A 15,870-nucleotide genomic window follows, 5' to 3' on the forward strand; every position below is an offset into this window, starting at 1 on the left:
CAAGCATATCTTGTTAAATGCAGACCGGGTAGCTCAGTTGGTAGAGCATCTCCCTTTTAAGGAGAGGGTCCTGGGTTCGAGCCCCAGCCCGGTCACTTTTTAAGATTTTATAATAACCTTACTAATATTGAAAATAGTAAGGTTTTTTTATTTAAAATGAATCTTATTATAATGTATTATTCAATCTAAATTCGCTTCTTTAAGAGACTAATTTTTATATTTGCAACCGCTACAGGTTACAATAAAAATTGCACACGTGGCGGAATTGGTAGACGCGCTGCCTTGAGGGGGCAGTGTCCTTAAGGATGTGGAGGTTCGAATCCTCTCGTGTGCACACTATTTAAAAAAGGTTTAGAATATTTTGTTTATTCTAAACCTTCTTTTTTTAAGATTCAAAAATTTCATTAGCACTTTTAAAACTCTTAAATTCAATCATATAACCATTGGGGTCTTTAATAAAAAAAGATAAGTGCTCACCTATTTTATTCTCCATAAAAGACACCTCTGTACTAACCTCTAGCTGACTATCCTGAAAAAGTTTTGTATAAAGTTCTCCCCAATAATCAGTATCTACTATCAAACCAAAATGAAAGGAGGGTAGCACATGTTCTCCTAACCTGTAATCTTTAAAGTTGAAATTAAAATCACCTGATTTAGTAAAAGTAATCTGATTTCCATAAAGATTAATATCAATCCATGTCTCAGTATGTCTACCTATAGGCATCCCCAAAACTTCTGTATAAAATTTCCTTGTTTCATTAATATCTTCACAAGGAAGTGCTAGGTGAAATTTTGCATTCATTACTAATGCTTTATAATTAATCTACATCTTCTTCACCTTCCAAGAGTTCTATATCCTCAACGTTAGAGTCGTTATTGGAGTCATCATCACTATCAGAATCTAGGTCTTCATCTGAAAAGTCCTCCATGGCCTTAACAAGTTTTACACCTACTTTTACCAAATACTTGGTATCCTCTGTTACGACTTCAACAGCTTCAACAATTTCATTATGTTGATTTCTGAAGGATATTATTTGATCATCATCATAACCATCTGGATATTTTTCTACTAATAAGGCAAGTATCTCAGGGGTTAATTTTTTAAAATCAACAATGACACGCTTTAAATTATCATTTCTATTTTTCATAGGGTTGGTTTTTATGATTGGGGTTGTTTTATTTTATAAATATACTATTTATGACTATCCTTTCTAATAACATCATAAAAATCTTTTCGTCTGTCTTTTAAATTTTTTACTGCACCAAAATAATGAAGCTCTCTTAGTAAACTAATATCTACATCAGCCACTAAAATCATTTCTGTATTTGGCGTAGCTTCAGCTTTAATCCCATTGCTAGGAAAAGAAAAATCACAGGGTGTAAATACAGCTGATTGGGCATATTGAATATCCATATTATTAACGTTTGGTAGATTACCAACACTACCTGCTATGGCTACATAACATTCATTCTCTATGGCTCTGGCTTGAGCACACAAACGTACTCTGGAATAGCCATTTTGGGTATCGGTTAAAAATGGAATAAAAAGAATATCCATACCTTCATCTGCCAATAATCTTGACAATTCTGGAAACTCAGAGTCATAACAAATCAAGACCCCCACTTTACCGCAATCGGTATCAAAGGTTTTTAACTGATTTCCTCTTTGCATACCCCATACTTTAGATTCATCTGGGGTAACGTGTATTTTTTCATAGCGTTCTACACTACCATCACGCTTGCATAAGTAACCTACATTGTATAGTTTATCATTAACAACCTCTGGCATACTACCAGAAATGATATTTATGTTGTAACTAATGGAAAGTTCTTTTAACTTTTCGACTATTTTATTTGTGAATTTAGCTAATTCCCTGATGGCTTCTGGTTCATACAAGTGGTTGAATTCTGCCATTAGAGGCGCATTAAAAAACTCTGGTAATAATGCAAAATCACTCCTGTAAGCAGCCACACTATCTATGAAATACTCTATCTGTTGCATAAGAGCATCTAAATTTTTGTAACTACGCATTTGCCATTGAATTAACCCCAAACGCACCACCGTTTTTGTTGTGCTAACCTTTTTTGTTGGCTTGGAATAATAAATATTATCCCACTCCATTAACACGGCATATTCATGAGAGGCAGAATCGCCTTCTAAGTACCCTTTTAATATCCTAACTGGATGAAAATCATTAGAAATTTGAAAGTTTAAAACAGGGTCATGGATTTCCTTTCGTTTTACTTTTTCAATATAAGCTTTAGGTGTTAAATCTTTATGTTTGTGGTAATTTGGCATTCTACCTCCAAATACAATGCCTTTGAGGTTAAGGTTTTCACAAACTTCTTTTCGGTAATCATATAACCTACGCCCCAGCCGCAATCCTCTAAACTCTGGTTTTATAAATACATCAATTCCGTAAAGCACATCTCCATTAGGATTATGATTTTTAAAAGAATCACCCGCTATAATATCGGCATAAGTGTGGTTATCATCAATAGTATTATAATCAACAATTAACGATAGCGCACATCCTGCTAACTGACCATCAATTTTAATAACTACCTGTCCTTGTGGAAATAAACTCGTTAAACGCTCAATGTGATGCCTTTTCCAATAAGAATCTAGCATGCCACCATAAGCCTCTAAGGTTGCAACTTTTAGCTCTTCAAAGTCATCAACCGTTAGAAATTTAAGCTCAATATTTTCAATACCTTCTAAATTCATGGTTACCACCCCAAAAGATAAGCAAAAATTAAAGGTGCTACAATAGTAGCATCACTTTCAATGATAAATTTTGGCGTATCTATATCTAATTTACCCCAAGTAATTTTTTCATTTGGCACTGCACCAGAATAAGACCCATAACTGGTAGTAGAATCGCTTATCTGACAAAAATAGCTCCAAAATGGCGTATCTGTTCGCTCCATATCCTGATACAACATTGGTACCACGCAAATAGGAAAATCACCTGCTATACCTCCTCCTATTTGGAAAAACCCAATACCCTTTACTGAATTATTAGTATACCAATCTGCTAAAAAGGTCATGTACTCAATCCCAGATTTCATGGTACTAGCTTTTAATTCGCCTTTTAAAACATAGCTTGCAAAAATATTACCCATGGTACTATCTTCCCATCCCGGACAAACTATTGGTAGGTTTTTTTCAGCCGCAGCATACATCCAAGAGTCTTTTACATCTATTTCGTAGTATTGCTCTAAAACCCCAGACAACAACATTTTATACATATACTCATGAGGTAAATAGCGTTCTCCCTTACTTTCTGCTTCTTTCCATATATCAAAAATATGTGCCTGCAATCTTCTGAAAGCTTCTTCTTCTGGAATACAAGTATCGGTAACCCTGTTAAGGCCTTGCTCTAACAAATCCCATTCTTCTTTTGGTGTTAAATCACGGTAATTGGGCACACGTTTGTAATGTGAGTGTGCCACTAAATTCATAATATCTTCTTCTAGATTAGCTCCTGTACATGAGATGATTTGGACTTTATCTTGACGAATCATTTCTGCAAAACTTTTACCCAATTCTGCAGTACTCATGGCTCCCGCTAAAGAGACTAACATTTTAGCTCCATTTTGTAATTGCATCTCATAAGCCTTTGCCGCATCTACTAAAGCAGCTGCATTAAAATGCAAATAATGAGTTTCTATAAATTTTGAAATTGGCCCTTTAGTATTCATCTTCTTCTACAAATTTTGAAAATCCTTTTTTATTATACTTTTCTTGGTATGCGTTATCAAAATCGTCATTCTCATTACTGTCCAAAAATTTATAACTCAGCATTTTGTAATACAATTTGGCCGCAAGAAAATCTGATGATTTTTCTTTTGAATTAGGACAAAGCTCAACAATATCAAAGCCTACCACATTTTTTTCTTCAAATACTTGTTTTAAAAAATCTAACGTTTCGTACCACAACAAACCTCCTGGTTCTGGTGTACCAGTACTTGGTAAAATAGACGGATCTAGAGCGTCTAAATCAAAAGTGATAAAAACATGCTCTGTCATTTGATCAATAGCAGATTCCATCCAAGAATCATCGGTTGCCATATCATGAGCAAAATAGGTTTTATCAAAATCCATCACAGAAGTTTCACTTATATCCATAGAACGAATCCCCACCTGAATTAAGTTGGCATTTTGGCTTGCCTCATAGACCGCACACGCATGATTACAACTACTCCCTTCATAAGATTTACGTAAATCAGCATGAGCATCTATATGTAAAACCGTTAAGCTTGGAAACATCTCGTTAAATGCACGAATAGTCCCAATAGATACAGAGTGCTCACCACCAAAAATGGTTACAAATTTGTTTTTCTTAATATACTTTTTTGTTATATCGTGAACCGCTGCTACCATAGCTTCAGGTGAACTGTTTTCTGTAATAGCATCTGCCAAAAAAACACCTTGTTTATAAACCTCTGTATCAGTTTCAATATCATAAAGTTCCATGTTTTCTGAAGCTTGTAAAAAAGCCTCAGGACCTTTATCTGCACCTTTTTGCCAAGTGCTAGTGCCATCATAAGGCACAGGAATCAATACAATTTTTGATTGATCTAATTTTGCGTATTCCTCTGGAATTCCCGCATAAGTTTTAGTTTTCATTTTTTATTTAAAATAAATTTCAGATAATTCTTTTTCTTGTTCTTGTTGTTTTTCAGATTTTCTGTATCCTAAAATATCAAGCAAGTCCTCACTTTTTTGTTGTTCGCTAAAAACCTTTGTAACTAAAGTTCCGTTAGCATCCCTATCAATAAGAATGTGTTTAGGCGATGGTATTAAACAGTGTTGTAATCCACCAAAACCGCCAATGGTTTCTTGGTAAGCTCCTGTATTGAAAAAACCTAAATACAAAGGCTTTTCCTTGTTGTACTTTGGTAGATAGATAGCGTTCATATGCTGCTCGCTATTGTAATAATCATCACTATCACACGTTAACCCCCCTAATAAAACACGCTCGTAATTATCTTGCCAACGGTTTAATGGCAATAAAATAAAACGTTTATTTATAGCCCAAGTATCTGGTAAAGTAGTTATAAACGACGAGTTTATCATATTCCACTTTTCTCTATCGTTTTGTTGTTTTTGGTACAACACTTCATAAATAGCACCGCCACTTTCGCCAACAGTAAAACTTCCAAACTCTGTAAAAATATTGGGTACATCTACACCTTCTTCATCACATGCCAATTGAATTTGGTTTACAATCTCATCAACCATATATTCATAATCAAAGTCAAAAACTAGTGAGTTTTTTATTGGGAAACCTCCACCAATATTTAAGCTGTTTAACGACGGACATATCTTTTTTAAACTAATATACACCTTTAAGCATTTTAAAAGCTCATTCCAATAGTAGGCATTATCTTTAATACCTGTGTTAATAAAAAAGTGTAACATTTTAAGCTCTACTTTTTCATTATCAGCTATCTGGCTTTTGTAAAAGGGCACAATATTTTTGTAGCCAATACCCAAACGAGAGGTATAGAATTCAAATTTTGGCTCCTCCTCAGAAGCTATTCTAATACCTACATCAAACTTACCCTTTATTTCTTTAGACAGTAAATCTATCTCCTCGTAGTTATCAATTATAGGAATGGCATTTTTATGACCGTTATTAATTAGCCTAGCAATATTGGTGATATATTGTGCACGTTTAAACCCGTTACTTATAATAAAGGTATTGTTAGTAATTTTACCTTCTTCTTTTAAACTTTCTATAATATCAATATCAAAAGCCGAAGAGGTTTCAATATGAATATTGTTTTTTAAAGCTTCATCTAAAACATGTTTAAAATGCGAACTTTTGGTGCAATAACAATAATTGTAATTGCCCTTGTAATTATGCTTTTTGATGGCCTTATCAAACCAACCTTTTGCTCTATTGATATTATTTGAAATTTGTGGCAAATAGGTAAACTTTAAAGGTGCGCCATACTTTTTAGTTAATTGCATTAAATCAATTCCGTGAAATTGCAATTCTCCTTTGTCAACCTTAAATTCTTCCTGAGGAAAATCAAAGGTTTGATTAATTAAATCAATATATTTTGTGTTCAATGTATGATGTGTTGTTGTTAAAAATTAAATTAAAATGTTAACCAGTGGTTAAAGCAATAAAAATTAATCTTTATCAAATACGGAATTCCTTGTTTGTGGTGGGCACAAACGCATAAGGCTGCTGTACAGCATAAATAGGAGACACGGAAGTTAGCTTTAAAATTCGGTTACTTAATCTGTAAGCTGCTTTTGAATATGACTTCCTAATTTCCAAAAGCCCGAACATAAAAACAGTGTTCAATTGTTCAGCTAAAAGTGGTACAAATGAAATACAAAAAGTTGAATAAAAAAAATATTTATAAAATTTTTACAATTTTTTTAGCCACTGAATTACAGAGAGTTAAACCAAATAAAACTACTATTTCTATATTTAAAATATACCTTATATTAATTAAAACTGCTCAACTAAAAGTAAAAATAATAATGATTCATAATGTAATACACCTATTAAACATTGTGTTTTTGTTTGGTAAAACTCTTGTTATGTGAGAATATTTGTAAATTTACTGAGATACAATGCATTTTTAAAAATGAAGAAAATTATATGACTCAAAGTATTAATATGGCCGTTTTAATTGACGGAGATAATATTCCCTCTGCTCATGTTAAAGAGATGATGGAAGAAATTACCAAGTACGGTAATCCTACCATAAAAAGAATTTACGGCGATTGGACCAGACCTGGATTGACAAAATGGAAAAATTTACTTCTCGAAAATGCCATTACACCTATACAACAATATGGATACACAGCAGGTAAAAACGCTACAGATTCTGCTATGATAATTGATGCTATGGACATTTTGTATAGTGAAAAAGTTGAAGGTTTTTGTCTGGTTTCAAGTGATAGTGATTTTACCAGATTAGCCACAAGATTAAGAGAAGCTGGTAAGACCGTTATTGGAATTGGTGAAAAAAAGACTCCCAACCCATTCATTGTAGCTTGTGACAAATTCATTTACATAGAAATATTAAAAAAACAATCTGAGGAGAAAGTTGAAAATAAAGAACCCAATGTTGACAAAATAACTAGACAAGAAATTAACCTAATTTCTTCAACAATAAAAGATCTATCAGATGATGAAGGTTGGGCATTTCTTGGTGATGTTGGTAGTTTAATTCAAAAAAAGCGGCCAAATTTTGATTCAAGAAACTATGGATTTGAAAAACTTACTCCACTTATAAAATCTATTGACCAATTTGAAATTGAACAACGCGAAAACCAGAAAAGCCGGCATAAATTAATCTTTGTAAGAATTAAAGAAAAGTACACACAAAACACAAAAAAATAGTAACCAAACTAAGGCACCTGCCTTAATTGGTTATACATACTTCTGTACTTTTGATTATTAGGATACAATTCTACTAACTGCTGTGTTATATTTTTAGCTTTTTCCAACTGTCCTTGCTTTTGATACAAGTAAGCCAAGACATACAATAAATCACCATTTTGAGGCGCTAGTTTTAAACCATTAGCCAATACGTTTTCGGCTTCTTTAAAATTGTTAAGCTTATCGTGTAAAAGGCTTAAATTGTAATAAAACCTAATATTTTCTGGCATGTACTTAATAGCGAGTTGCATTTGTGTTATGGCCTCTTTGGTTCTGTTTTGTTCACCTAGTAATAAGGCATACGAGTAATAGGTTTGCCCATATTCAGGCTCCTGACCTATAATGGTTTTAAATGCTTCTTCGGCCTCATTTAATTGCCCATTTCGGTAATATAAGTTAGCCAAATTAGTTCTTATAATGTTGTTTTGGTTATCAATTTCTAAAGCACTTTCAAATGATTTTATAGCATTTAGCACATCACCTTTCTTTAAATAGAAGCCGCCACGTTTTGCACGTCCGCCAGCAAAATCAGACGTTACACCTAAATGCACCTCAAATTCTTTCTTAACTTTTTGATAAGCCTCTTTATAGTCTTCTGGAATTTGAAGTTCGTCTAATGAAGCCATTGCAAAAAATGCTTTCACTCTAACGGTACGCTTTGAGTCCTTTAGTAGAGGTAGAAAGTAATTAATGTAATCTTGACTAGGTATTTCGCTTAAAACATCAATAGTAGTACCTCTTACAATAGGCGATTCATCATTTAAAAATTGTAGCATATTATCAATGACTTCCTCATTTAAATAATTAGTCATGCTTCTTACCGCAGATGCCCTAGCTATATCTGGGTAAACCGTGTCTTTTGCCATAGTTAACAAACCATGAAAACCACTGGATTCTCCAGTAAATCCCGGTGCTAACAAATCTGAAAAATGGGTATAATCTGGCTCACCATAGTTCGTTTTAAAATGTTCCCATGCCCATTCATTTGATTTATCGGTATGGCATCTAATACAAGCATTTGGTGTTCCATACTTTATACTTTGATCTGGTCTGGGGATTCTAAAACTATGATCACGCCTGTAATCATTACCCATATAAATTTTGCCATCCATGTGACAATTTATACATTGCGCACCTTCTGAACCAGCCTCATGAAAATGATGTGTGGCTACATCATATTTTGGTTGCTCATGGCATTGTAAGCATAGGGTATTACCTTCAAACCTTAGTTTAAGAGAATGGGGATCATGACAATTTGTACAGGTTACATTATTTTGATACATCTTACTTTGAAGAAATGACCCGTACACATAAACCTCATCTAATATCTGACCATCTGGATGGTATAAATTATTTGTTAAAACCTGTGGAAAATAATGGTCCATCATAGTTCCTTCAAAATTAAAGTGTCCAGAATATTGTTCGCGTCTCATATGACACCTAGCACACTGATCTACCAACTCTTTAGGTGCTGTATCACTTGTCATCCACATACCTTTGGTAGCTACATAATTTTCACCTAATTTTTTAGCTTGTTCTACATGTGTTTTTCCAGGGCCGTGACAGGCTTCACAATTTACGTTAATTATAGCGTACTTGGTATCATAGCTATGGTCTGCTTGCTTATAATTTTTTCTAACATTGGTAGAGTGACAGTCAGCACACATATTGTTCCAATTCAACCCTCCTCTAGACCAATGTAACCACTCTGAATGTATTACCTTAAAATCTGGATATAAATCAAACCATTTATGTTTTTCGGTATCCCAAGCAGTTCTTAAACACTGATAATGCCCGTTAGGAAATTTTACAATATATTGCTGCAATGGGGTTATACCAAAGGTGTATTCAATTTTATAATCATGATTCTTACCATCAGGACCTTCAGTATTTACAAAATAACCACTCTCTGTTTTAAAAAAATAAGAGGTTACTCCTTGGCTTGTGTAAGTAGTATTATTAAAATCTGCAAGTATGGTTTCTTCAGTGGCTATTTGCATAGCTTTATCATGATGCGAACCGGACCACAATTCAACTTCTTCTTTATGACATTCAGCACAAGCCTTATCTCCTAAAAAATGATCATCTGGTATTAAATGAGACGACACAAAAATACTATCCTTGTCTACCTCTATATACTTTGCCTTTTTGTTATTACAAGAAACTAACACTACAAAACATATAAACAACCATTTAGAGATGAGTAATTTTATAAGAACAAGCTTTGAAGACATATTATAATTGATACCTAATTTTGTGAATATGAAAACACCAAAAATAACTTATAGTGTTGGCTTTACAAAGAAGTAAGTTATATATATTATTTATGTTTAATCCATCAAGAAGTCAAAATAAATAACTATTAATTAATAATAATTACATTTTTCTTGGAATGTATATTATAAATTTATTAATTTTGTTTAATATTTATTGAACATTCATGAACAATATACAGGTCAATTTTAGCATTAAAGATCTTGAAAACCTTACGGGTATTAAGGCGCATACCATTAGAATATGGGAAAAGCGCTATAACTTACTGCAGCCTAATAGATCTGATACCAATATTAGAAACTACAGTATAGGAAGTCTTCAAAAGCTGCTAAATATATCTTTTTTGAATAACAATGGGTTTAAAATTTCTAAAATAGCAAGTCTTGAAGAAGACGAAATCCCTATTAAAGTTCGTGAAATAGCATCTAGAGCCAAGGTTGAAGACCATGCCATTAACGCTTTCAAAATGGCTATGATTAACTTTGATCAAGTTTTATTTTACAACACTTACAACAACCTTATAGAAAACAAAACGTTCAGTGATATTTTCTACACGGTTTTTTTACCTCTCTTGAATGAAATTGGTATGCTTTGGCAAACTAATACTATTACGCCGTCTCAAGAGCATTTTCTTTCAGTGCATATAAAACAAAAAATTCTCTTAAACATAGAAAGATTACAAAGTTTAGAACCAAAACCTGTCTCTAAAACATTTGTACTGTATCTTCCTGATAATGAAATACACGATATTGGCTTATTATTCATTAACTATCAATTACGCAGTAAAGGCTATCACACCATTTTCTTAGGAGAAAGTGTTCCTTTAGATAGTCTAACTAGTGTTTTAGAGTTTTTTAATGAAATCACTTTCATTTCATACTTCACCGTAAATCCTGAAGTTGAAAAAATTCCTAGATATATTGATGAATTTAATAATCTATTATTAAAGGACTACAATCATAACCTCATGCTATTGGGTCCAAAACTTCAAATGTTAAGTAACCTTGACATACCTAAAAATGTGACTATTTATCAATCTATTGAAGATTTAGTAAATAATTTATAACCCTTAATTTTTTTTTGTTAAACTTTTTTTTATTTTTGTTAAACAAATATGAAAAAAAGTGTTATTATAATAGGTGCAGGGTTTTCGTCGTTAGCCGCTTCGTGTTATCTAGCCCAAGCTGGTTACAACGTTACCGTTCTTGAAAAGAACAAGACTGTTGGTGGTAGAGCAAGGCAATTGCTAAAAGATGGTTTTACTTTTGATATTGGTCCAACTTGGTATTGGATGCCAGATGTATTTGAGCGCTTTTTTGCAGATTTTAATAAAAAACCCTCTGATTATTACACTCTAGAAAAATTAAATCCAGCCTACAGTGTTTATTTTGATAAAGACGAGCAAATTACCATTGAAGATTCTCTAGACAAAATATGTAAAACCTTTGAGGATGTTGAAAAAGGAAGCTCAATAAAACTTAAAAAATTTATTGACAAAGCTAGAACCAATTACGATATTGCCATTAAAGATCTAGTATACAAACCAGGGGTTTCTCCTTTAGAATTAATGTCTACTGCCACCATTATGCGTGTCAATCAATTTTTTAGCAATATAAAAAGAGATGTTCGTAAGTCATTCAAAAATATAAGATTGGCTCAAATTTTAGAGTTCCCTGTATTATTTTTAGGCGCCAAACCAAGTAATACCCCATCGTTCTATAATTTTATGAATTATGCCGATTTTGGTTTAGGCACCTTTCATCCAAAAAAAGGCATGTATCAAGTCATTTTAGCAATGGAAACGCTTGCTAAAGAGCTTGGAGTAAACATAAAGACGGAGGCTTCTGTAAAAGAAATAGAGGTTAAATCTGGAAAAGCCAAAGGTGTCGTTTCAAACAATCACTTTCTTGGAGCAGATATTATTCTAAGTGGAGCCGATTACTGGCATACAGAAACGCTCATAGAAAAAAAGTACAGACAATATTCTGAATCTTATTGGAGTAAAAAGACTTTTGCACCTGCAGCCCTCCTTTTTTATATAGGTTTTGATAAGAAATTAAAAAATGTAAATCATCACACCCTATTTTTTGATGTAGATTTTGATGAGCATGCATTTGATATTTACGATAATCCAAAATGGCCAGATAATCCTCTGTTTTATGCAAGTTTTCCTAGTATAACCGATAAGAGCAGCGCACCTGAAGGAAAAGAGGCTGGCATCTTTTTAATTCCGTTAGCCCCTGGATTAAATGACACACCAGAATTAAGACAACTTTATTTTGATAAGGTCATTAAAAGATTTGAGCATTTAACTTCCCAAAAAGTTACTGATAACATTCTATTTAAAGAAAGCTTTTGCATAAACGATTTTATAAAAGATTACAATTCATATAAAGGAAATGCCTATGGAATGGCTAACACTTTAACCCAAACGGCATTTTTAAGACCTAAACTTAAAAGTAGTAAAGTAAATAATTTGTATTTTACAGGACAGCTTACTGTTCCTGGTCCTGGGGTACCCCCTTCTCTAATTTCTGGGAAATTGGTATCAGAACTAATAATTAAACACCATTAACTATGAAACAATTATTTGATACGGTATCTTACGCTAGCAGTAAAATAGTTACTAAAACTTATAGTACCTCCTTTTCTTTGGCAACTAAAATGCTTGCTAACTCCATCAGGAATGATATTTATAATATCTACGGATTTGTAAGATTTGCTGATGAAATTGTTGATTCTTTTCATGATTTTGACAAGAAAGTATTGTTCGATAGATTTTCAGAAGACTTAGAACATGCGCTCAAACACAAAATAAGTCTTAACCCCATTCTTAATGCATTTCAGCATACGTATCACAAATACAACATAGACAAACACATGGTTGATGCCTTTATGAACAGTATGCATTTAGATTTACATAAAAAAAATTATTTGACTGACAAGGAGTACAAAGCGTATATTTATGGTTCTGCAGATGTAGTTGGTTTAATGTGTTTAAAGGTTTTTGTTAAAGGAGACAATAATAAATATGAAGAATTGAAAGATACAGCCATGTCTTTAGGTTCTGCATTTCAAAAGGTAAATTTCTTAAGGGATTTGAAGGCAGACCACGATGTTTTAAATCGGAGTTATTTTCCAAATACAGATCTCAATAATTTAAGCGAACGCTCTAAACAAGAAATTATTGATGATATTGAAAGTGATTTCGCAAAGGGGTTGAGTGGCATTAAAAAACTACCCATGGAGGCTAAATTTGGGGTTTTTATGGCATACAGGTATTACCACCAATTACTTAAAAAACTAAAGAAAACACCAGCCTTAAAAATAAAAAACACCCGTATAAGAGTATCTAATCCAAAAAAAATTGAACTTTTAATGCGGAGTTATGTAAAATATCAGTTAAATTTAATGTGATTTAATACACTTTTTTATGCAAACAATTCTTTGGATAATTATTTTTTTAGCTGCCTATTGTACTATGGAATTTATGGCTTGGTTTACTCATAAATACATCATGCATGGTTTTTTGTGGAGTTTACACAAAGACCACCATAAAAAAGACCATGATAGCTGGTTTGAACGCAATGACCTTTTTTTTATTTTTTATGCGGTAGTTAGTATTTCTTGTATACTACTTTGGAAATTCAATGATTTTTGGGCTGGTTTACCTATAGGTTTAGGTATTTTGGCTTATGGTATATCTTATTTTATCGTTCATGATATTTTTATTCATCAACGTTTTAAAATGTTCAGAAATATAAATAACTGGTATGCCAAAGGTGTTAGACGTGCTCATAAAATACATCATAAAAACATTGGAAAAAAAGATAGCGAATGTTTTGGAATGCTTTTTGTTCCGTTTAAATATTTTAAAGAAGCTAAATGAATTACTTATACCTATTATTAAATTTAGGCTCCATAAGTATTCCCTTTTTATTTAGTTTTCACCCAAAGCTTAAGTTTTATAAACTTTGGAAACCACTACTTTTGGGTTTAGTTGTTTCCATGTGTGTGTTTATTCCTTGGGATATTATCTTTACCGTAAAAGGCTATTGGGGGTTTAACAGCAGTTATCTTTTAGGAAAAAATCTTTTTAATTTACCTATTGAAGAGTGGCTTTTTTTTATTTGTATTCCGTATGCCTGTGTATTTACGCATTATGCGCTCTTGTATTACTTCCCCAACCTTAAAGTTTCAAGAAAAACTACTAAAACCATTGGGTATTTTTTGATTTTCATTTTCACTGTACTTATAGTCTATAACTTCAACAAGTGGTACACCTTGGTAAACTTCACACTTGCCGTTATTCTTATTTATCTCGTTTTAAAATGGCAACCAGATTTATTGAGCTCCTATTTGTTAACTTTTTTAATTATGCTGATTCCTTTTTTTATTGTAAACGGCTTGTTAACAGGAAGTTTTATTGAAGATGAAGTCGTTTGGTATAACAATGCTGAAAATTTAAATATCAGATTGTTTACTATCCCTATTGAAGATGTAGTGTATGCGTTTTCATTAATTCTAATGAACTTACTTTTTATAGAAAATTGGAAAAAACGAAAAACTAAGCATTTACAACATTAATAGGAGTACCATCTAAATAGGCTTCCAAATTATTTTTGGTGGTATTTAGTAATCGCATTCTGGCTTCTTTAGGTGCCCAAGCTATATGAGGTGTAATGATACAATTCTTAGCATTAAGCAATGGATTATTAGCTTTCATAGGTTCTTCTGAAACAACATCAACCGCAGCACCAGAAACTTTACCAGAATTAAGGGCCTTAGCCAAATCCTTTTCAACAACCAATCCGCCTCTAGCCGTGTTTATAATTTTTACACCTGGTTTCATTTTCTCAATATTGGCGCTATTTATAATCCCTCTAGTACTTTCAAAAAGCGGACAATGTAAACTTATAAAATCTGATTGAGCAAATAACTCATTTAACGCTACAAACTTTAAAGTATCTGTTTCAAACTCAGGTTTATTAGTTCTACTATTTACCAAAATTTTCAACCCAAAAGCTTGAGCAACTTTTGCAACACTTTGCCCTATACTTCCAAAACCAATGATACCTAAAGTTTTTCCTTCCAATTCAATTAAAGGTGCATTCCAAAAGCAAAAATCCACAGCATTAACCCAGTCTCCATCATGAACCGCATTGCTATGATTTCCCACCTGATGACACATTTCAAGTATTAACGCCATGGTAAATTGAGCCACAGATTGAGTGCTATAACTAGGTACATTAGTAACAATAATATCTAATGTTTTAGCAAAGGCAACATCAACTACATTATAACCAGTTGCTAGAACACCAATAAACTTAACCCATGGCACATTTTCAAGGACATCCTTTGGCAAGGGTGTTTTGTTGGTATAAACAATTTCAGCATCTCCAATGGCCTTAATAATTTCCTTCGTATCATAGGGTGTTCTATCATGAACTTCTAAATCGCCATACTCTGCTATCTCATCCCAACTTAAGTCTCCAGGGTTTAACGTAAAACCATCTAAAACTACTATTTTCACTTTGCTATTATTTTATTGTTTAATTAATTCATCTATAGTACTTCTAATCGATTGGCTATTCCAATTAGCAGCTCCTGTTTTATCTATGACAATTTTCCCTGTTTTATCAATTAGAAATGTTCTAGGAATACTACTCACGTTAAAGATAGTGCTATAATTTGAAGCGGACCTAAATACTTTAAAGGTGTACTCATTTTTTTTAAGAAAAGACTTTATATCTTTAAATGATTCATCTGAAACAAATACAAATTTAACCTTATCCTGATAATCATCATAAAGTCTTTGAAGACTAGGCATTTCAGCAATACATGGTGGACACCAAGTAGCCCAAAAATTCACCAAAACAACCTGTCCTTTGGCTTCTTCAAAATTAAAAACATTTCCATGGAGGTCTTCTAGTTTCCAATTATAGGATGTAAGATTATCTTGTTTCTTTAAACTAATGTTAGAGGGACTAATAAGAGCTAGACCCTTATTTACGAATATTTGTATGGGTTTTCTAGTTTGTGGAATGATTAAAACAGCTATTACTACTAAAAATATAATGTCTGTTATTTTTGGTTTTTTTAATCGCATGTGATATATAAACAAAGAAGCATGGTTTCATAACTGAAACCATGCTTCAAATCTAAAAAAAACAATTAACCC

At 32.6% G+C, this 15,870-nt stretch carries 15 protein-coding genes and 2 tRNA genes; 8 read left to right on the plus strand and 9 right to left on the minus strand.

Annotated features, from left to right (window positions below; genetic code table 11):
- The first annotated feature begins 22 nt into the window (after nucleotides 1-22).
- Nucleotides 23-95: transfer RNA gene (locus E1J38_RS11090), tRNA-Lys, on the plus strand.
- A 155-nt stretch (nucleotides 96-250) separates the two neighbouring features.
- Nucleotides 251-334: transfer RNA gene (locus E1J38_RS11095), tRNA-Leu, on the plus strand.
- A gap of 51 nt (nucleotides 335-385) precedes the next feature.
- Here E1J38_RS11095 and E1J38_RS11100 read toward each other — a convergent pair.
- From E1J38_RS11100 to E1J38_RS11125, 6 genes are read right to left on the minus strand one after another with little or no spacing between them, the layout of a single operon-like run.
- Entirely contained in the window at nucleotides 386-802 is a 417-nt protein-coding gene (locus E1J38_RS11100; protein WP_133356935.1) for a VOC family protein, read from the minus strand.
- A gap of 16 nt (nucleotides 803-818) precedes the next feature.
- Nucleotides 819-1,148, minus strand: coding sequence for a hypothetical protein (locus tag E1J38_RS11105; protein WP_133356933.1), 330 nt, complete (start codon nucleotides 1,146-1,148; stop codon nucleotides 819-821).
- A 44-nt stretch (nucleotides 1,149-1,192) separates the two neighbouring features.
- Nucleotides 1,193-2,728, minus strand: coding sequence for a carbon-nitrogen hydrolase family protein (locus E1J38_RS11110; RefSeq protein WP_133356931.1), 1,536 nt, complete (start codon nucleotides 2,726-2,728; stop codon nucleotides 1,193-1,195).
- Nucleotides 2,729-2,730: 2 nt separating this feature from the next.
- The gene (locus tag E1J38_RS11115) at nucleotides 2,731-3,705 is read right to left on the minus strand and encodes a deoxyhypusine synthase family protein (RefSeq protein WP_133356929.1); all 975 of its coding nucleotides are present in this window, start codon (nucleotides 3,703-3,705) and stop codon (nucleotides 2,731-2,733) included.
- Nucleotides 3,695-4,633, minus strand: coding sequence for an agmatinase (gene speB, locus E1J38_RS11120; protein ID WP_133356927.1), 939 nt, complete (start codon nucleotides 4,631-4,633; stop codon nucleotides 3,695-3,697). Before speB ends, E1J38_RS11115 begins: the two co-directional genes overlap by 11 nt.
- A 3-nt stretch (nucleotides 4,634-4,636) precedes the next feature.
- On the minus strand, nucleotides 4,637-6,085 hold the full coding sequence (locus E1J38_RS11125; RefSeq protein WP_133356925.1) for an arginine decarboxylase: 1,449 nt from the start codon (nucleotides 6,083-6,085) through the stop codon (nucleotides 4,637-4,639).
- 544 nt (nucleotides 6,086-6,629) lie between these two features.
- On the opposite strand from E1J38_RS11125, the gene E1J38_RS11130 reads away from it, so the two are divergent.
- Nucleotides 6,630-7,376, plus strand: coding sequence for an NYN domain-containing protein (locus E1J38_RS11130; protein ID WP_133356923.1), 747 nt, complete (start codon nucleotides 6,630-6,632; stop codon nucleotides 7,374-7,376).
- Between the two features lie 8 nt (nucleotides 7,377-7,384).
- Here E1J38_RS11130 and E1J38_RS11135 read toward each other — a convergent pair whose 3' ends face one another.
- Nucleotides 7,385-9,649: a tetratricopeptide repeat protein gene (locus E1J38_RS11135; protein WP_133356921.1), complete on the minus strand. Its 2,265-nt coding sequence runs from the start codon at nucleotides 9,647-9,649 to the stop codon at nucleotides 7,385-7,387.
- Between the two features lie 206 nt (nucleotides 9,650-9,855).
- Between E1J38_RS11135 and E1J38_RS11140 the strand changes: the two genes are divergently transcribed.
- From E1J38_RS11140 to E1J38_RS11160, 5 genes are read left to right on the plus strand one after another with little or no spacing between them, the layout of a single operon-like run.
- The gene (locus E1J38_RS11140; protein ID WP_133356920.1) at nucleotides 9,856-10,755 is read left to right on the plus strand and encodes a MerR family transcriptional regulator; all 900 of its coding nucleotides are present in this window, start codon (nucleotides 9,856-9,858) and stop codon (nucleotides 10,753-10,755) included.
- Nucleotides 10,756-10,803: 48 nt separating this feature from the next.
- On the plus strand, nucleotides 10,804-12,264 hold the full coding sequence (gene crtID, locus E1J38_RS11145) for a bifunctional phytoene desaturase/3,4-desaturase (protein WP_133356918.1): 1,461 nt from the start codon (nucleotides 10,804-10,806) through the stop codon (nucleotides 12,262-12,264).
- A 2-nt stretch (nucleotides 12,265-12,266) separates the two neighbouring features.
- Nucleotides 12,267-13,106, plus strand: a complete 840-nt coding sequence (locus tag E1J38_RS11150; RefSeq protein ID WP_133356916.1) for a phytoene/squalene synthase family protein — start codon at nucleotides 12,267-12,269, stop codon at nucleotides 13,104-13,106.
- Nucleotides 13,107-13,122: 16 nt separating this feature from the next.
- Complete coding sequence (locus E1J38_RS11155; protein WP_133356914.1) at nucleotides 13,123-13,578, plus strand: sterol desaturase family protein; 456 nt, start codon at nucleotides 13,123-13,125, stop codon at nucleotides 13,576-13,578.
- On the plus strand, nucleotides 13,575-14,276 hold the full coding sequence (locus tag E1J38_RS11160; RefSeq protein ID WP_133356912.1) for a lycopene cyclase domain-containing protein: 702 nt from the start codon (nucleotides 13,575-13,577) through the stop codon (nucleotides 14,274-14,276). Before E1J38_RS11155 ends, E1J38_RS11160 begins: the two co-directional genes overlap by 4 nt.
- Here E1J38_RS11160 and E1J38_RS11165 read toward each other — a convergent pair.
- Both E1J38_RS11165 and E1J38_RS11170 read right to left on the minus strand, forming a co-directional pair.
- Complete coding sequence (locus E1J38_RS11165; RefSeq protein ID WP_133356911.1) at nucleotides 14,257-15,222, minus strand: D-2-hydroxyacid dehydrogenase; 966 nt, start codon at nucleotides 15,220-15,222, stop codon at nucleotides 14,257-14,259. The genes E1J38_RS11160 and E1J38_RS11165 overlap by 20 nt on opposite strands.
- A 12-nt stretch (nucleotides 15,223-15,234) precedes the next feature.
- Complete coding sequence (locus E1J38_RS11170) at nucleotides 15,235-15,798, minus strand: TlpA family protein disulfide reductase (RefSeq protein ID WP_133356909.1); 564 nt, start codon at nucleotides 15,796-15,798, stop codon at nucleotides 15,235-15,237.
- Between the last annotated feature and the right edge of the window lie 72 nt (nucleotides 15,799-15,870).

The sequence above is a fragment of the Seonamhaeicola sediminis genome (genome assembly GCF_004358095.2).
In the GTDB taxonomy this organism is placed as follows: Bacteria; Bacteroidota; Bacteroidia; order Flavobacteriales; family Flavobacteriaceae; genus Seonamhaeicola; species Seonamhaeicola sediminis.